Source organism: Geodermatophilus sp. SYSU D00663 (assembly GCF_054050655.1).
The window spans coordinates 1-16,888 of sequence record NZ_JBJGZT010000026.1; the positions used below are offsets into that span (position 1 = coordinate 1).

Consider the following 16,888-nt stretch of genomic DNA (forward strand, 5'->3'; position numbering starts at 1 on the left):
CCAAGGATCCTCCTCTGCAGTGCCGGGCACGGTCGCCGCGGCAGCGTCGCGCCCGGTCCCGCGGCCCGAGCGGGGACGCTCCGGTCGGGGTCCGGTGCCCCCCGTCGGGCGGGGCGCCCCCGGGCGCCCGGGGTCCGCGGCCGGCGGGCCGGGAGCCCGTCGCCGTCCATGCCCGGGCCTACGCCCCGGCCACCGGCTCCGGGCTCCGCCGCAGCTGGCGGACGTAGAGCCCGGCCACGGCGGCGAGCAGCAGCAGGCCACCCGCGACGGCGGCCGGCGCCAGCCGCTCCCCGAGGAACGCGGTGGCCAGGACGGTCGCGGTGAGCGGCTCGAGCAGCGTGACGATCGAGGCCACCGCGCCGGGCACCGTCCGCACGCCGGTGAAGAACAGGCCGTAGGCCAGCGCGCTCGGCACCAGGCCCAGGTAGAGCAGCACGGCCAGCGCCGCGCCGTCGGAGGGCACCGACAGTCCCTCGGCCAGGACCACCGGGGTCAGCAGCAGCGCGCCCCCGGCGAAGCCGGCGAGGGTGACCGGGACGCCGGCCGGCACGCCGCTCCCGGCCAGCGTGACGACGGCGTAGCCGAGCGCCGAGCCGCTGGCCATCAGGGCGCCGAGCAGCACCGTCGTCCCGGTGTCGGCGCCGGCGGAGACGCCGACCAGCAGGGTGAGCCCGGCCAGGGCCACCGTCAGCGCGACGAGCGTCGCCCGGTTCGGCCGGCCGTGGCCGAGCAGCGTGCCGCCGACGGTGATCAGCAGCGGCGCGAGGCCGAGGGCGACGAGCGTGGCGATGCTCACACCGGCGCGCTCGACGGCGCTGAAGAAGGCGAGCTGGTAAGCGCCCAGCCCGGCGCCGACGAGGGCGAGCCGGACGGCGACCGGCCGGGTCAGGGGGACGGCGGCGGTGCGGCGGCGGGCGGTGGCGAGCCAGGCGACCGCGAGGGCGGCGGCGCCGATCGCGAGGCGGTACCAGGCGATGTCGAGGGCGGACAGGTCGCTGCGGTCGGCGATCAGCCGGCCGGACAGGCCGGCGGTGCCCCAGCACAGCGCGGCGAGGACGACGAGGAGGAACCCGCGGCTCGACGCGGGGGAGGAGAGGGCGGGGGAGGACAGGGTGGACACGACGCTCCTGGGCGCTGGTTCCGGACGGGGGACCGGGTCCGGAGCACGGCGCAGCGGCGGACGGCGGGTGCGCCGGCCGCGCGGGTCAGCCCGCGGTGCTCCGGGTCAGGAGCGGGGCGGGGGCAGGACGAGGGCGCGCCGGGGGGCCATGGACCGTGAGGCTAGCGGGCGGCGTCCTCTACAGTGGGTGCAGACCCCTCGTGTGGCGTCACCCCGTGAACCTCCCCAGGGCCGGAAGGCAGCAAGGATAAGCGGGCTCTGGCGGGTGCGCGGGGGGTCCCTACTTTCCCCGACACGTCGGGCTCCGTGGCGCGGCTCACAGCCGGCTCCCAGGTCGGTGCGCCAACATCCTTGAACCGTCAAGGAGAGGAGCTCGTCATGGCCCGTCGCCGTCGCGCGTGGTGGATCGTCGGGGGACCGGTCGCGGTCCTCGCCCTCGGACTGGGCGTCGGTCCCCTGGTCTACGCCGCGCTCGAGGAGGACGCCGCCGCGGCCCCGACCGTGCAGGCCCAGCCCTCCGACGTCGAGCTGGCCGCCGACACCGACGGGACGTGGACGGTGGCCCCGGGCTCCTCGGCGGGCTACCGCGTCGACGAGGTGCTCAACGGGGCCGACGTGACCGTCGCCGGCACCACCGACCGGGTCACGGGCTCCGTGGTGGTGCAGGGCGGGGACATCGCCTCGGCCGAGGTCACCGTCGACGTCGCGAGCATCAGCACCGACTCGGGCCGGCGCGACGACTACTTCCGCGGCAACGTCATGGACGTCGGCGCCCACCCGACGGCGACCTTCGCCGTCCGCGGGCCCGTCGACCTGCCCGAGCTCGGCGGCACCCCGGTGACCGTGCCGGTGACCGGCGACCTCACGCTGCGCGGCACGACGCGCCAGGTGCAGACCGACCTCGCCGTCGTCCGCACCGCCGGCGGGGTCGAGGCCTCCGGCGCGGTCCCGGTCGTGTTCGCCGACTTCGGCATCTCGGCGCCGGACCTGGGCTTCGTCCGCGTCGAGGACCGCGGCCAGGTCGAGTTCCTGCTCAAGCTCACCCTGTGAGCCGCGCCGGGCGCGGGCCGAGCCGGTCCCGCGCCCGGTGCCGGAGGCGCCGAGGCGCCGGGAAACGAGATCGTCACGCGCTCGGGTCTTGTGCGGGAACCTGATCCCCACAGAATGGACCCCGTGCCCAAAGCCGAACTGGACACTGCGTCCACTTCTGCGGCCGGATCGGCCAAGGCCCTGGTGAAGGGCCTGTGGCTGGTCGAGCACGTCGCCGACAGCGACCGCCCGCTGCGGCTGGTCGACCTGGTCGAGGCCAGCGGCCTGCCGCGCCCCACGGCGCTGCGGCTGCTCGACGTCCTCTGCCGGGCGGAGGTGCTCCGCGTGGACGGCCAGGGCGCGTACACGCTCGGCCCGCGCGTCGCCGCCTGGGGCCAGTCCTTCCTCGACCGGCTGGACCTGCGCTCGCAGGCCGCCGAGCTCATGGAGGAACTGGTCGAGATCAGCGGCGAGACCTGCTTCCTCGGGGTCCTGGACGGCCGGCAGGTGCTCTACGTCGCCGCGGTGAACAGCCCCAAGCCGGTCCGCCCGGCCGCCCGGCCCGGCTCCCGCAACCCCCTGCACTGCACCGGCATCGGCAAGGTGCTGCTGGCCGGGCGGGACGACGACCAGGTGCTCGCGCTGCTGACGGACCCGCTGGAGCGGCGCACCGAGAACACCCTCACGGAGGTGGCGGCGGTGCTCGCGCACGTGCGCGGCATCCGGGAGCGCGGCTACGCCACCGACGAGATCGAGAACGAGGAGGGCGTGCGCTGCGTCGCCGCCCCGGTCCGCGACCACACCGGCGCCGTCGTGGCGGGCCTGTCGGTGTCCGCGCCGGCCTACCGCTTCACCAGCGACGACGTGCAGCGCCTGGCGCCCGACGTGCTCCGGGTGACCACGGAGCTGTCCCGGCGGCTGGGTGCCCCGCTGCCCGGGGACGGCCCGGCCGGCGCCCTGACCAGCGGCCCGGAGACCCCGGGCGCCGAGAGGAGGACCCCGTGAGCGAGGACGAGAGCTGGCGCGGCAAGGTCGGCAAGCTCGACGAGGACGCGGTCGCCGCGTTCCTGGCCGAGCCGCGGATCGCCCGCCTGGCCTGCCTGGACGACCAGGGCTGGCCCTACGTGGTGCCGTGCTGGCAGGAGTGGGACGGCGAGGCGTTCTGGGTGGTGCCCCGCGAGAAGGCGGCGTGGGGCCGCTACCTCGAGGCCGAGCCGCGCTGCGCGATCACCGTCGACGAGGAGGGCGCCCAGCGGAAGGTCGTGGCCCAGTGCCGCGCCGAGCTGGTCGAGCGCCCCAACGTGGGCGGGCAGTGGGTGCCCGTCGCCGAGCGCATGTCCACCCGCTACCTGGGCGAGAACGGCCCGAAGTACCTCGAGCCGACGCTCGACAAGCCGCGCTGGCTCTACCGACTCGTCCCGGTCACGTTCCAGACGTGGCAGGGGCAGGACTGGGCGCGGCGGTACAAGTGACCGGGGCGGCGGACGGACCGGCCGGCGACGTCCTCGACGTCGTCGAGCTCGCGCGGACGCTGGTGCGGACGCCGAGCCCGAACCCCCCGGGGGACGAGCGCGCCGTCGCCGGCGTCGTCCGGGACGCGCTGCCGGCCCTCGGCCTCCCGGCCGCCGAGGTGCTGGCGCTGGACCCGGCACGTCCCAACCTGCTGGTGACGCTGGACCTCGGGCCCGGCGGCAGCCACCTCGTGCTGTCCGGCCACCTGGACACCAAGCCGGTCGGGGACGCCACCTGGACCGTCGACCCGCTCGGCGCCGACCTCGACGGCGACCGGCTGTACGGGCTGGGCTCGGCCGACATGAAGGGCGCGATCGCCGCCATGCTGGTGGCCGCGTCCCGGCTGGCGCGCGCCCCCGGCGGACGAGGGCGGCTGAGCCTGCTCCTCACCGCCGACGAGGAGGACGGCGCCACCTACGGCGCCCACCACGTCGCCTCCACCCGGCCGCTGGGCGCCGACGCCGTCGTGATCGGCGAGCCCGGGGGGATCGAGGAGGACTTCGACCGGGTGCACCTGGTCAGCCGCGGGATCGCCCGGCTGCGGCTGGTCGCCCGCGGCCGGCAGGGTCACTCGAGCCTGTCCGGCGTCCCGGGCACGCGCAACGCCGGGGTCGACGCCGCCCGCCTGGTCACCGCCGTCGCCGACGACCTCGAGCTCGCCGTGCCGGCCAACGACGACGCGCTCGAGGGCTGGGCGGCCACCGTCAACACCGGCATGACCTTCCGCGGCGGCGTCGGCTACGGCGTGCTGCCCGGCCGGGTCGCCGTCGACACCGAGGTCCGGCTCCTGCCGGGGATGGACCGCGGCGGGGTGACCGAGGCGTTCACCGGGCTGGTCACCCGGGTGGCCGGCGACACCGGGGCCGACCTCGCGGTGGAGTACGACGCCGCCCCCAACGACTGGCTGCCGCCGGCGGCCGTGCCCGCGGGGCACGCCGTCGCCCGCGCCGCGCAGGAGGCGTGCGAGGCGGTGCTGGGCGCCGCGCCGCCGCTGTCGGTCTTCCCCGGCACCACCGACGCGACCTGGTTCGCCGCCGCCCAGGGGATCGCCACCCTGCCGGCGCTCGGGCCGGGGCTGCTGCGCCGCGCGCACGGGGCCGACGAGTGGGTCTCGGTCGCCGCCGTCCGGCGGGCCGTCGACCTGTACGAGCACCTGGCCCGGGCCTTCACGGCGCGGGACGGGGAGGGGACGTCGTGACCGCCGACGCGCCGACGCAGGGCACCACGGCGGGGACGCCGGCGGCCGGCCCCGGTGCCGGCCGGGACCTGCTGCGCCGGGCCCTGTCCCTGGTGGCCCCGCTGGCCGGGCTCGCGGTCGTCCTGGTGCTGGCGGCGATCACGACGCCGGGCTTCTACAGCGGCGGGGTGCTGCGGCTGGTGCTGTTCCAGGTCGGCCTGATCGGCGTGACGGCGATCGGCCAGACCCTGGTGCTGCTGGTCGGGGGCATCGACCTGTCGATCGGCGCCGTCGTCGGGCTGACCACGGTGATCCTCGCCGAGTACACGCAGGGCGACGACGACCGGCTGCTCGGCGCCGTCCTGCTCGCCCTCGGCGCCGGCGCGGTCGTCGGGCTGCTCAACGGGCTGCTCGTCGTGCGGCGGCAGGTGCCGGCGTTCGTCGCCACCTTCGCCACCTTCGTGCTGGTCCAGGGCGTCATCACCGCGTGGACCCGGGGCGCCCCCTCCGGCGACATCCCCGGCGGGCTCGGCGGGCTGGGGACCGGCCGGTGGCTCGGGGTCCCCGTCCCCACCTGGGTGTTCCTCGCCGTCGCGGTGGTGACGGGCGTCGTGCTGTCCCGCACCGGCCTGGGGCGGCGGCTCTACGCCACCGGGGCGAACGCCCGGGCGACGGCGCTGTCCGGGGTGCGCACCGGGTGGATCGTCGTGGGCTGCTTCGTCGCCGCGGCGCTGCTCGCGGTCCTCGCCGGGCTGATCAACGCCGGCTACATCGGCTACGTCGACGCGCGCCTGTCCCGCAGCCTCGACCTGAACTCCGTCGCCGCCGCGGTGATCGGTGGCATCGCCCTCACCGGGGGACGCGGCCGGATCGGCCAGACGGTCGCCGGTGTCGTCCTCCTGGCCGTGCTGCTCGCCTGGCTGCGGCAGCTCGGCGCCGGGGCGGGGGCGCAGCTGGTGGTGAGCGGCGCGGTGATCCTGCTCGCCGTCTGGCTCCAGAGCAGCGGGTGGACCGTCCGGTCCCCTCGTCGGAACAAGCAGAGGGATGGAGTGCGATGAGGACACACGTCAGCACCTCGCGCCGCGGGGGCCGGCTGCGCCTGCCCCTGGCTCTCGGCATGGCGGCCGCGCTCGTGGCGGCCTGCGGCACGGAGCAGGAGGGCACGTCCGCGGGCGGGGGCGGGGGCGGAGGGGAGGAGTGCGCCAACTCGGAGGAGGCGCAGGCGACCTACCGGGAGGCCTGGACCACGGCGGCCGAGCAGCTCGGCCTCGAGGAGCTCGAGCCCGTCGAGGAGGAGATCTGCGAGGTCGACACCTCCGAGTGGGCCGCCGAGCCCAAGAACGGCGACACCTACCGGATCGCCTTCGCCGCGCAGGGCCCGACCAACTCCTGGGGCCTGACCAACGAGGAGGCCTTCCGCGCCCACGCCGAGGAACTCGGCGTCGAGGTCCTCTACGCCTCGGCCAACGGCGACGCCACCGCCCAGGTCGACAACATCCAGCAGCTGGCCTCGCAGGACCCCGACGCGATGGTGGTCGTCCCCATGGGCGACGGCATCACCGGCCAGGTCCAGGCGGCCGCCTCCCAGGGCATCCCGGTGGTCCTCTGCGCCGGCCGGCTCGGCGCGGACAGCGGCGCGGTGTCCACCGTGACCCGCCAGTACGAGCTGCTCGGCACCATGTACGCCGAGTGGCTGGTGCAGCAGCTGGGCGGCGAGGGCCAGGTGGCCGTCCTCAGCGGGCTGGCCGGCGTCCCGACCGCCGAGTTCCAGAAGGCCGCGGCGCTCGAGGTGTTCTCGCGGTACCCGGGCATCGAGGTCGTCACCGAGCAGTACACCGAGTGGTCGCCGACGGTGGCCAAGACGGTGGCCGCCAACCTCGTGACCCAGTACCCCGAGCTGGACGGCATCTGGTCGGACTCCGGCTACGGCGACCTGGGCGTCGTCCAGGCCTACCAGGAGGCGGGGCGCCCCGTGCCGCCGATGACCGGTGACGCGATCAACGCGTTCCTCAAGGCGGTCCAGGGCACCGACGTCAAGTTCGCGCTGTCGTCCTTCCCGCCCGAGCAGAGCACCCAGTGCCTGGACACGGCGATGTCGGTGCTCGAGGGCGAGCCGGTCCTCGACAAGGTCTACATCGAGAGCCCGAGCTTCACGCACGAGCAGCTCGACCAGTACGTGCGCCCCGAGTGCAGCGACAACCTGTTCGTCCCCTCCGGCCTGCCGGACGAGCAGCTGCGCGAACTGGGGCTGTGCTGAGCCGATGGCGTCCTCCACGACGGCCGTCCTGCAGGCCCGGGGGCTGACCAAGTCCTTCCCCGGGGTGCGGGCGCTCGACCGGGCCGACCTCTCGTGTCGGCCCGGTCGGGTCCACGCCCTCGTCGGTGAGAACGGGGCCGGCAAGTCCACGCTCGTCCGGATCCTCACCGGCAACCAGGTCCCCGACGAGGGTGAGCTGCTGCTCGACGGCGAGCCGGTCCGGTTCACCGACCCCCGGCAGGCCATGGCGGCCGGGATCAGCGCCGTCTACCAGGAGCTGACCGTGCTCCCGGCCATGAGCGTCGCCGACAACGTGATGCTCGGCCAGGAGCGGACCGCGCGGGGCCTGCTCGACCGCCCGGCCCAGGACCGCGAGGTCCGGGCCGCGCTGGCCCGCGTCGGGCTCGGCGACCTCGACCCCCGCACCCGGGCCGAGGACCTGTCGCTGGCCAACCAGCAGATGGTCGAGATCGCCCGCGCGCTGGTGCGGAAGAGCCGGGTGATCGTGCTGGACGAGCCGTCCGCGGTGCTCTCCGGCGACAAGCTGGAGGCGCTGTTCGGCGTCGTCCGCGGGCTGGCCGCCGACGGCGTGGCGGTGGTCTACATCAGCCACCTGCTGGAGGAGGTCACCGACCTCGCCGACGACGTGACCGTGCTGCGCGACGGGCGGGTCGTCTCCACCGGGCCGGCGTCGGACTACGACGTGCCGCGGATCATCCGCGAGATGGTCGGCCGCGACGTCGACGCCGTCTTCCCGCCGCTGCCCGAGCCGGGCGCGGAGACGGTGCTCCGGGTGCGCGGCCTGGTCCCCGTCAGCAGCTCCCGGACGCCCGCGCCGCTGGACCTCGACGTGCGGGCCGGCGAGGTCGTCGGCGTGGCCGGCATGGTCGGCTCCGGGCGCAGCCGGCTCCTGCGGACCATCGCGGGCGAGCACCGCCGGGCCGCGGGCACGGTCGAGGTGGCCGGGCGCCCGGTGCCCACCGGCACCCGCCGCGCCATCGCCGCCGGCGTCGCCCTGGTGCCGGAGGAGCGCAAGACCGACGGGCTGGTCCTGCCGCTGCCGGTGCGCGCCAACACCACGCTGGCCGCGCTGGGACAGGTCCTGCGCGGCGGCTTCCTCTCCGCCCGCCGCGAGCGGGCGGTGTTCGAGGAGGAGCAGGCCCGCCTGGGCATCCGGGCGTCCGGGCCGGAGCAGGGCACCTGGCAGCTCTCCGGCGGGAACCAGCAGAAGATCGTGCTGGCCAAGTGGCTGCGGCGGGGGCCGCGCGTGCTGCTGCTCGACGAGCCCACCCGCGGCGTCGACGTCGGCGCCAAGGCGGAGATCTACCGGCTGATCGCCGGCCTCGCGGCCGAGGGGATGGCGGTGGTCGTGGTCTCCAGCGACCTCCCCGAGGTCCTCGGGCTGTCCCACCGCGTCCTGGTCTGCCGCGCGGGGGGCGTCGTCGGCGAGCTGGCCGGCGAGGACGTCACCGAGGAGAACGTCATGCACCTCGCCCTGGACACCGCGGGGGTGACCCGGTGAGCGCCGCGGCCGGGGTCGCCCCCGCCCGCACGCGCGGCTCCCTGCTCGCGAGCCTCACCCGCACCGGGGCGGCGGTCTGGATCGTCGTCCTGGTCGCGGTGCTGGCCCTCACCGTCGCCGACGCCGGCGGCTTCTGGGCACCGGCCAACGTCGCGAACGTCCTCACGGCCACCGTCGTCCTGGGGCTGGCGGCGCTCGGCCAGCACCTCGTCGTGCTCAGCGGCGGGATCGACCTGGCGGTCGGCTCCCTCGCCACGCTGTCGGCCCTGCTGACGGCGATCCTGATCAACGGCTACCCGATCCGCACGGTGCCCGTCGTCGTCGGGATGCTCCTGCTCGGGGCGCTGGTCGGTCTCCTGCACGGGGTGCTCGTCGCCCGGGTGGGGCTGCCGCCGTTCATCGTCACCCTCGCCACGCTCTACCTCATCCAGGGCGCGGCCTTCACGATCAGCACGACGCCCACCGGCCGGGTCACCACCGCGCTGTCGACGATCGCGCTGCAGCGGATCGGCCCGGTGCCCTACTCCTTCGGCGTGCTGCTGCTGGCCCTCGCCGTCGTCGCGTTCGTCCTGCACCGGACGGCGTTCGGGCGGCAGCTGTTCGCGGTCGGCGGGGACCAGGCGGCGGCCCGGTCCAACGGCGTCCCGGTGGCGCGGGTCCTGGTCACCGCCTACGTCCTGGCCGGCGTCCTGGCCGCCCTGGCCGGCGTCCTGCTGGCCGCGCGGGCCACCGTCGGGTCGCCCACCGCCGGGCAGGGCCTGGAGCTGTCGGCCATCACCGTCGTCGTCCTGGGCGGCACGTCGCTCCTGGGCGGCCGTGGCAGCCTGGTCGGCACGATGGGCGGCGTGGTCCTGCTGTCGCTGGTCAGCAGCTCGGTCACCCTGCTCCAGCTGCCGGCGACGCTCACCGACCTCATCCGCGGCGTCGTGATCCTCGCGGCGGCGGCGGTGTTCGTCACCCGGGCCCGGCGATGAGCGGCGTGGTCGACGGGCACGCGCACGTCTTCCGCTCCGCCGCCGTCTCCCCGCGGGGCGTCGACGAGCTGGCCCCGGCGGACCGGGAGGCGCCCGCCGAGGACCTGCTCGCCCGGATGGACGCCGCGGGCGTGGACGCGGCGGTGCTCGTCGCCCTGGACGCCGTCGACGACGACGTCGCCGACGCCCTCGACCGGTTCCCCACCCGGTTCGCCGGCGTCGCCGTCGCCACGGGGGCCGAGCTGGGGACCACCGGCGCCGACCCGGTCGCGGCGCTGCGCCGGCGGCGCGAGCGCTGGGACCTCGGCGCCCTGCGCACCGGCTGGCTCGGCGACCCGTCCCGGCCCGTCGCGGACTCCCCGGCCCTGCCGGTGCTCCGGCTGATGGCGGAGGAGGGGTTGCCGCTGTGGAGCTACCTGCCGCCGCCGCAGCTGCCGCTGCTCGAGGAGCTCGTGCGGCTGCTGCCCGACCTCGTCGTCGTCCTCAACCACCTCGGCTTCTGCCCCCACGACATGTGGGTGGACGAGCACCGCCGGCCCCGGTTCGACGACCCGCTGCCCGAGCCGCTGGTCCAGCGGCTGCTGCGGCTGGCCGACGCGCCGCGGGTGCACGTGCTCGTCTCGGGCCAGTACGCGCTCTCGGCCGAGGAACCGCCGTACGCCGACCTGTTCCCCGTCACGCGCCGGCTGGCCGCCGCCTACGGCGCCGACCGCCTGCTGTGGGGCTCGGACCACCCGTGGCCCAGCGACGTCCCGGGGTACGACACCCTCGTCGGGATCGTGGCGTCCGCGCTGCCCGGCCTGACCGGGCGGGAGGCGGCCCGCGTGACCGGCGGCACCGCCCGCTCGCTGTTCCCCCGCCTGGCCGCCGCCGCGGCCTGAACCGACCCCGACGAGGAGACGACCGACCCATGCCCAGCCTGGCCACGGGGGCGGAGACCATGCCGCGCTCCGGCATCCGACAGGTGATGGACCTCGCGTGGAGCCTGCCCGGCCCGGTGATCGGCCTGCACGTGGGGGAGCCGAGCTTCCCCTCGCCGGCGCACGTCGTCGAGGCCGCCCGGGCGGCGTACGCCGCCGGGGAGACGCACTACGTCCCGAACGCCGGGATCGACCCGCTGCGGCAGGCGATCGCGGAGAAGGTCAGCACGGTCAACGGCTTCCCGGCGACGCCCGCGCAGGTGGTCGTCTCCGCGGGCGGGGCGCAGGCGCTGCACAACGCGCTGTCCCTGACGATCGGCGCCGGCGACGAGGTGCTGATCCCCGACCCGGGCTGGCCGAACTACGCCATGGCGGTGCAGCTGCTGCAGGCGGTCCCGGTGCGCTACCCCCTGCGGCCGGAGAACGGCTTCCGCCCCGACCCCGGCGAGCTGGCCGGCCTGGTCACCGACCGCACCCGACTGATCGTGGTCAACACCCCGTCCAACCCGCTCGGCACGGTGCTCCCGGCCGCCGACGTCGAGGCGCTGGTCCGCTTCGCCGAGGACCACGACCTCTGGCTGCTCTCCGACGAGTGCTACGACGAGCTGACCTTCGACCGGCCGCACGTCAGCCCCGGCCGGTTCGACCGGGACGGCCGCGTGCTGAGCGCCTTCAGCTTCTCCAAGACCTACGCGATGACCGGGCTGCGCGTCGGCTACCTGGTCAGCCCCGGGGAGGACGTCGCCCGGCAGGCGGCCAAGCTGCAGGAGCCGCTGCTGGCCTGCGTCAACGCCCCCGCCCAGGCCGCGGCGCTGGCCGCGCTGCGCGGCCCGCAGGACGACGTCGTCGCGATGCGGGAGACCTACCGGCAGCGGCGCGACCTCGCCGTCGACGCGCTCGGCGCCTGCGGGCTGGGGTACCTGCGCCCCGAGGGGGCCTTCTACCTGTGGGTCGACGTCCGGGACCGCAGCGGCGGGGACGTGGGGGCGTGGTCCCTGGAGCTGCTGCGCCGGGACTCCGTCGCCGTGGCGCCCGGGACCACGTTCGGGCCGCTCGGGGAGGGGTGGGTGCGGCTGTCGCTGGCCACGGACACCGACGACCTGCTGGAGGGCATCCGGCGGATGGGTGCGGCACGGTGACCGGCGCCCGCCTGCAGCCCGGGCCGGTGCTCACCGGGAGCGGCCTGGTCGCCATCCTGCGCGGCCGGTCCGGGGAGCGGCTGGCCGCCGCGTGCGAGGTGCTCCTCGACGCCGGCGTCCGCTGCCTCGAGGTCACGATGAACACCCCGGGCGCCCTGGACGTGGTCGGCCGGCTGACCGCCGACGCCGGCGCGGGGACCGAGATCGGCGTCGGCACGGTGCGCCGGCCCGAGGAGGTGGACCGCGCCGCCGACGCCGGCGCGGTCTTCGTCGTCGCCCCGAACACCGACGAGGCGGTCGGGCGGCGCGCCGCCGAGCGCGGACTGGCCTGGTACCCCGGCGCGCTCACGCCCACGGAGATCGCCCGCGCCTGGGACCTCGGGGCGGCCGCGGTGAAGGTCTTCCCGGCGGGGTCGGCCGGCGGCCCGCGGTACCTGCGCGAGGTGCGCGGCCCCCTCGACGACGTCCTGCTGGTGCCCACCGGCGGCGTCGGCGTCGAGGACGTGCCCGGCTACCTGCAGGCGGGCGCGGTCGCCGTCGGGATGGGCGGCCCGCTGCTGGGCCGGGCGCTCGAGGACGACGCGGAGCTGGCCGGGCTGGCCGGCCGGGCCCGCGCCGCGCTCGACGCGGTGGCCCGCGGGCGGTCCGGCGCGTGAGCGCGGCGGGGGACCCTGCCGTCGTCCGCGGCGTCGTCACGCTGGGGGAGACCATGGCGCTGCTGTGGCCGCCGGAGGTCGGCCTGCTGCGGCACGCGCCCGCGCTGCGGCTGGGGATCGCCGGCGCCGAGTCCAACCTGGCCGTGGGCGCGGTGCGGCTGGGCGTGCCGGCCACCTGGATCGGCCGGGTCGGGGACGACGAGTTCGGCCGCCTGGTCGCCACGACGCTGCGCGGGCAGGGCGTCACCGCGACCGCCGTCGTCGACCCCGGCGCCCCGACCGGGCTGATGGTCAAGGAGCGTCGGACCGCGCGGGCCACCCGCGTCCTCTACTACCGCTCCGGCAGCGCCGGCTCCCGGCTGTCCCCGGACGACGTCGACCCCGCGGTCGTCGCCGCGGCCGGCGTCCTGCACGTCACCGGGATCACGCCGGCCCTCAGCGCCTCCGCGCGGCAGGCGGTCCTCGCGGCCGTGGAGGAGGCCCGGTCGGCCGGCGTGCCGGTGTCGGTGGACCTCAACTACCGCAGCGCGCTGTGGTCCCCGGCCGAGGCCGGGCCGGTGCTGCACGAGCTGGTGCGCGCCGCGGACGTCGTCCTGGCGACCGAGGAGGAGGCCCGCCTGCTCGTCGAGGGCCCGGACGACCGGACGCTGCTCGCCGCGCTGGGTGCCCTGGGGCCCCGCCAGGTGCTGGTGAAGAAGGGCGCGGCGGGGTCGCTGTCGAGCATCGACGGGGTGGTCCGCCGCGTCCCGGCCCGCCGGGTCGACGTCGTGGACCCGGTGGGGGCCGGGGACGCGTTCGGCGCGGGCTACCTCGGCGGCCTGTGCCTGGGGCTGCCGCCGGAGGAGCGGCTGGCGCTGGCGACCTCGGCTGGGGCGTTCGCGGTGACGGTGCCCGGCGACTGGGAGGGGCTGCCGTCGCGCGCCGACCTCGCGCTCCTGGACGCCGACCCGGACACCGTCGTGCGCTGAGCGCGGCCCGCGGGGACCGGGGGACCCGAGGTCCGCCGGGCTGTCCGCGGTGCCGCGTAACCTCGCCGCGTGGCTCTGGCGCTCTACCGGAAGTACCGCCCGGCGACCTTCGCCGAGGTGGTCGGCCAGGAGCACGTGACCACCCCGCTGGTCAACGCCGTCGACGGCGGCCGGATCAACCACGCCTACCTGTTCAGCGGCCCGCGCGGCTGCGGCAAGACGTCGTCGGCGCGGATCCTGGCCCGCTCGCTCAACTGCGAGCAGGGGCCGACGTCGACCCCGTGCGGGGTGTGCGCGTCCTGCGTCGCGCTGGCGCCCGACGGCCCGGGCTCGCTCGACGTCATCGAGATCGACGCGGCCAGCCACGGCGGTGTCGACGACGCCCGGGACCTGCGGGAGCGCGCCTTCTTCGCGCCGGTGAACAGCCGCTACAAGGTCTACATCGTCGACGAGGCGCACATGGTGACCACGCAGGGCTTCAACGCCCTGCTCAAGGTGGTCGAGGAGCCGCCGGAGTTCCTGGTCTTCGTCTTCGCGACGACCGAGCCGGACAAGGTGCTGCCGACGATCCGCTCGCGCACGCACCACTACCCGTTCCGGCTGGTGCCGCCGACGACGCTGCGCGGGCTGCTGGAGAAGACCTGTGCCGCCGAGGGCGTGCAGGTCGAGCCGACGGTGTTCCCGCTGGTCGTGCGGGCCGGCGGCGGCTCGGTGCGCGACTCGCTGTCGATCCTCGACCAGCTGCTGGCCGGCGCCGGGCCCGAGGGCGTCACCTACGCCGGCGCCGTCGGGCTGCTCGGCGTCACCGACGACGCGCTGCTCGACGAGGCCGTCGACGCGCTGGCCGCCCAGGACGCGCCGGGTGTGTTCCGGGCCGTCGACCGCGTCGTGGAGGCCGGGCACGACCCGCGCCGCTTCGCCACCGACCTGCTGGACCGGCTGCGCGACCTCATCGTCCTCGACGCCGTGCCCGACGCCGGCGCCAACGGCCTGCTCGACTGCCCGCCCGACCGGCTGGACCTGATGGTGCAGCAGGCCAAGGCGCTCGGGTCGGCGACGCTGTCGCGCCTGGCCGACACGGTGCACGCCGGGCTGACCGAGATGCGCGGCACGACCGCGCCGCGGCTGCTGCTGGAGCTGGTCTGCGCGCGGATGCTGCTGCCGGCCACCGACGACACCGCCGCCGGCGCGCTGCAGCGGCTCGAGCGCCTCGAGCGGCGGCTGGCGATCGGCGGCGCGCCGGAGGCCGGTGCCGGGGTTGGTGTCGGTGCCGCGCCCGTGGCGCCCGCCCGCGAGGCCGCGCGCCCCGCGCCGGTCCGCGAGGAGCCGGCGCCGGCGCCGGTCGAGCGCGGCGGCCCGCCGCGGCGCGAGTACGTCCGCCCCTCGCAGCGGGCCGCGCAGCCCCCGGCCGCGCCCGAGCCGCCCGCGCCCGCGGCGCCTCCCGCTGCGCCGCCCGCGGCCCCGCCCGCCCCGGCGGCCGCGGGTCCGCTGCCGAGCCCGGCGCCCGCCGCGACCTCCCCGGCGGCGGCTGCCGACGACTGGCCGGAGACCCGGGCGCCCGGTGCCGGTGCCCCGGCCGCGGCGTCCCCGGCGGCGTCCCCGGCGGCGTCCTCCCCGGCAGCCGCGGCCGACGACTGGCCCGAGACCACGCCGCCCGGGTCGGCGCCGTCCCGCCCGGCGCCCGCCCCGGCCGGCCCCCGGCCCGGCGCGCGGGTGGCCACCGGGGAACCCGACATCCCGCTGCCGCCCGAGCCGACCGACGACGAGGACTGGCCGCACCCGGCCCAGCCCGCCGCCGCGCGCGCCGCGGCGGCCCGGGTGGCCGAGCCGCGCCCGCCGGCCGCGCCGCCGCGGGCCGCCGCCGGGTCCGCGCCCGCCCCGCGCGGCGGGGAGCCGACCCCGGTGGTGTCCGCGAACCCGCCCGCCGACAAGGCCGGGGACGCCGGCGAGGGCGGGCTGGGCACCGGCGACGTCCGCCGGGTGTGGCCCGAGCTGCTCGCCGTCGTCAAGCGGCACAAGCGCACCACCGAGGCGCTGCTCAAGAACGCGCAGGTGCACGAGCTGCGCAACGGCGTGCTCACGCTGTCGACGTCGTCGCCCGCGCTGGCCCGCCGGATCGGCGACGACCTCAACAAGGACGTGCTGCGCGAGGCGCTCAACGAGCTGCTCGGCGTGCGCTGGAAGGTCGAGGCGGTCGTCGAGGGCGCGACCCGCGGCTCGGGTACCGCCGGCCCGTCCCCGGAGGCCGCGCGCGAGGCGGCCCGGGCGGCGGAGGCCGCCGAGGCGCGCGAGCTCATGGCGCAGCGGGCGGCCGAGGGCGACGACCCCGCCGCCGACCGCGAGCCCTCCGTCGACCCCGAGCAGGCGGCGCTCGCGCTGCTGCGCGCCCAGCTCGGCGCCCAGCCGCTGGAGGGCTGACCGCGCCGGTCCCGGCCGCCGTCCCCCCGGATGTCGGACCGGCGGCCTACCCTCGGGTCATGTTCCCCGGTGGTGGCCAGCCCGACCTGTCCGCGATCCTGCAGCAGGCCCAGCAGATGCAGCAGGCGCTGGCCGCCGCGCAGGAGCAGCTGGCGAACGAGGAGGTCACCGGCTCGGCCGGCGGCGGCCTGGTCACGGCCACGATGACCGGCGACGGCGAGCTGCGGGCGGTCACCATCGCGCCGTCGGCCGTCGACCCCGACGACGTGGAGACCCTGCAGGACCTCGTCGTCGCCGCCGTCCGCGACGCCTCGCGCCTGGCGAGCGAGCTGACCGCCGACCGCATGGGCCCACTGGCCGGCGGTCTGGGCGGCGGCTTCCCCGGGCTGCCCGGCGCCTGACCGGCGCACCACCTCTCCCTTCTCCCCGAGGAGCACCGTGTACGAGGGGGCCGTCCAGGACCTCATCGACGAGCTCGGCCGCCTGCCCGGCGTCGGGCCCAAGAGCGCGCAGCGCATCGCCTTCCACCTGCTCGCCGCCGAGTCCGCCGACGTCGGCCGGCTGGTCGCCGCGCTGCAGCGCGTGCAGGCCGAGGTCCGCTTCTGCGTGACCTGCTACAACGTCGCCGAGGGCGAGCAGTGCCGGATCTGCAAGGACCCGCGCCGCTCCGACGACGTCATCTGCGTCGTCGAGGAGCCCAAGGACGTCGTCGCCATCGAGCGCACCCGCGAGTTCCGCGGCCGCTACCACGTCCTCGGTGGCGCGATCAGCCCGATCGAGGGCGTCGGCCCCGACGACCTGCGGGTCAAGGAGCTCATGACCCGGCTCATGGACGGCACCGTCACCGAGCTGATCATCGCCACCGACCCCAACCTCGAGGGCGAGGCCACCGCGGCCTACCTGGCCCGGCTGGTCGGCCCCCTGGGCCTCACCGTCTCCCGCCTGGCCAGCGGGCTCCCCGTCGGCGGCGACCTCGAGTACGCCGACGAGATCACCCTGGGCCGCGCGTTCGAGGGCCGCCGCCGCATCGACGCCTAGCGGGTGGACGCGGGACGGCCGTCACGGTCGGGTAACGCCCGCCGTCGAGGTCTCTGAGCGCTGAGAGACGTGTGCTACCCATGAGCAGCCACAGGCCACGGCGGCCGCACGTCGGCGCCCCGGAGGCGCCGCGCGGCCGCGCTCGAGAACGAGGTAGC

The 16,888-nt window shown here is 76.8% G+C and carries 16 protein-coding genes and 1 other RNA gene; 16 read left to right on the top strand and 1 reads right to left on the bottom strand.

What is annotated here, in order from left to right:
* Nucleotides 1-178 precede the first annotated feature (178 nt).
* Entirely contained in the window at nucleotides 179-1,120 is a 942-nt protein-coding gene (locus ACI79Z_RS18180; protein ID WP_387988428.1) for a DMT family transporter, read from the bottom strand.
* A 189-nt stretch (nucleotides 1,121-1,309) separates the two neighbouring features.
* On the opposite strand from ACI79Z_RS18180, the gene ffs reads away from it, so the two are divergent.
* From ffs to recR, 16 genes are all read left to right on the top strand, one after another.
* Nucleotides 1,310-1,405: signal recognition particle sRNA small type (ffs, locus tag ACI79Z_RS18185), an RNA gene on the top strand.
* A gap of 93 nt (nucleotides 1,406-1,498) precedes the next feature.
* Nucleotides 1,499-2,170: a YceI family protein gene (locus tag ACI79Z_RS18190; protein WP_456903424.1), complete on the top strand. Its 672-nt coding sequence runs from the start codon at nucleotides 1,499-1,501 to the stop codon at nucleotides 2,168-2,170.
* Nucleotides 2,171-2,293: 123 nt separating this feature from the next.
* Nucleotides 2,294-3,154 (top strand): IclR family transcriptional regulator, encoded by an 861-nt coding sequence (locus ACI79Z_RS18195; RefSeq protein ID WP_387988426.1) that lies wholly within the window; start codon nucleotides 2,294-2,296, stop codon nucleotides 3,152-3,154.
* Nucleotides 3,151-3,621: a pyridoxamine 5'-phosphate oxidase family protein gene (locus ACI79Z_RS18200; RefSeq protein WP_387988425.1), complete on the top strand. Its 471-nt coding sequence runs from the start codon at nucleotides 3,151-3,153 to the stop codon at nucleotides 3,619-3,621. Before ACI79Z_RS18195 ends, ACI79Z_RS18200 begins: the two co-directional genes overlap by 4 nt.
* Complete coding sequence (locus ACI79Z_RS18205; protein WP_456903425.1) at nucleotides 3,585-4,859, top strand: M20 family metallopeptidase; 1,275 nt, start codon at nucleotides 3,585-3,587, stop codon at nucleotides 4,857-4,859. Before ACI79Z_RS18200 ends, ACI79Z_RS18205 begins: the two co-directional genes overlap by 37 nt.
* On the top strand, nucleotides 4,856-5,896 hold the full coding sequence (locus ACI79Z_RS18210; protein WP_456903426.1) for an ABC transporter permease: 1,041 nt from the start codon (nucleotides 4,856-4,858) through the stop codon (nucleotides 5,894-5,896). The genes ACI79Z_RS18205 and ACI79Z_RS18210 overlap by 4 nt, the downstream gene beginning before the upstream one ends.
* A complete protein-coding gene (locus tag ACI79Z_RS18215) occupies nucleotides 5,893-7,095 on the top strand; it encodes an ABC transporter substrate-binding protein (protein WP_387988422.1) in 1,203 nt (400 codons plus the stop codon). Before ACI79Z_RS18210 ends, ACI79Z_RS18215 begins: the two co-directional genes overlap by 4 nt.
* Before the next feature lie 4 nt (nucleotides 7,096-7,099).
* A complete protein-coding gene (locus tag ACI79Z_RS18220; protein WP_387988421.1) occupies nucleotides 7,100-8,617 on the top strand; it encodes a sugar ABC transporter ATP-binding protein in 1,518 nt (505 codons plus the stop codon).
* Nucleotides 8,614-9,591 carry an ABC transporter permease gene (locus ACI79Z_RS18225; RefSeq protein WP_456903427.1) on the top strand — a complete coding sequence of 326 codons (978 nt, stop codon included), beginning with the start codon at nucleotides 8,614-8,616 and terminating at the stop codon, nucleotides 9,589-9,591. The genes ACI79Z_RS18220 and ACI79Z_RS18225 overlap by 4 nt, the downstream gene beginning before the upstream one ends.
* On the top strand, nucleotides 9,588-10,472 hold the full coding sequence (locus ACI79Z_RS18230; protein ID WP_387988419.1) for an amidohydrolase family protein: 885 nt from the start codon (nucleotides 9,588-9,590) through the stop codon (nucleotides 10,470-10,472). The genes ACI79Z_RS18225 and ACI79Z_RS18230 overlap by 4 nt, the downstream gene beginning before the upstream one ends.
* Nucleotides 10,473-10,501: 29 nt before the next feature.
* Entirely contained in the window at nucleotides 10,502-11,650 is a 1,149-nt protein-coding gene (locus tag ACI79Z_RS18235; RefSeq protein ID WP_387988418.1) for a pyridoxal phosphate-dependent aminotransferase, read from the top strand.
* Entirely contained in the window at nucleotides 11,647-12,306 is a 660-nt protein-coding gene (locus tag ACI79Z_RS18240) for a bifunctional 4-hydroxy-2-oxoglutarate aldolase/2-dehydro-3-deoxy-phosphogluconate aldolase (RefSeq protein WP_387988417.1), read from the top strand. Before ACI79Z_RS18235 ends, ACI79Z_RS18240 begins: the two co-directional genes overlap by 4 nt.
* On the top strand, nucleotides 12,303-13,274 hold the full coding sequence (locus ACI79Z_RS18245) for a sugar kinase (RefSeq protein ID WP_387988416.1): 972 nt from the start codon (nucleotides 12,303-12,305) through the stop codon (nucleotides 13,272-13,274). The genes ACI79Z_RS18240 and ACI79Z_RS18245 overlap by 4 nt, the downstream gene beginning before the upstream one ends.
* Nucleotides 13,275-13,343: 69 nt before the next feature.
* A complete protein-coding gene (locus ACI79Z_RS18250) occupies nucleotides 13,344-15,692 on the top strand; it encodes a DNA polymerase III subunit gamma and tau (RefSeq protein ID WP_456903428.1) in 2,349 nt (782 codons plus the stop codon).
* Between the two features lie 59 nt (nucleotides 15,693-15,751).
* Nucleotides 15,752-16,093: a YbaB/EbfC family nucleoid-associated protein gene (locus ACI79Z_RS18255; RefSeq protein ID WP_387987505.1), complete on the top strand. Its 342-nt coding sequence runs from the start codon at nucleotides 15,752-15,754 to the stop codon at nucleotides 16,091-16,093.
* Between the two features lie 37 nt (nucleotides 16,094-16,130).
* Entirely contained in the window at nucleotides 16,131-16,730 is a 600-nt protein-coding gene (gene recR / locus ACI79Z_RS18260; RefSeq protein ID WP_387987503.1) for a recombination mediator RecR, read from the top strand.
* The last annotated feature ends 158 nt before the right edge of the window (nucleotides 16,731-16,888 follow it).

Coding starts and splice junctions, on each gene's coding strand:
- ACI79Z_RS18190 (WP_456903424.1), top strand. CDS start 1,499: ATGGCCCGTCGCCGTCGCGCGTGGTGGATCGTCGGGGGACCGGTCGCG.
- ACI79Z_RS18215 (WP_387988422.1), top strand. CDS start 5,893: ATGAGGACACACGTCAGCACCTCGCGCCGCGGGGGCCGGCTGCGCCTG.
- ACI79Z_RS18220 (WP_387988421.1), top strand. CDS start 7,100: ATGGCGTCCTCCACGACGGCCGTCCTGCAGGCCCGGGGGCTGACCAAG.
- ACI79Z_RS18230 (WP_387988419.1), top strand. CDS start 9,588: ATGAGCGGCGTGGTCGACGGGCACGCGCACGTCTTCCGCTCCGCCGCC.
- ACI79Z_RS18235 (WP_387988418.1), top strand. CDS start 10,502: ATGCCCAGCCTGGCCACGGGGGCGGAGACCATGCCGCGCTCCGGCATC.
- ACI79Z_RS18255 (WP_387987505.1), top strand. CDS start 15,752: ATGTTCCCCGGTGGTGGCCAGCCCGACCTGTCCGCGATCCTGCAGCAG.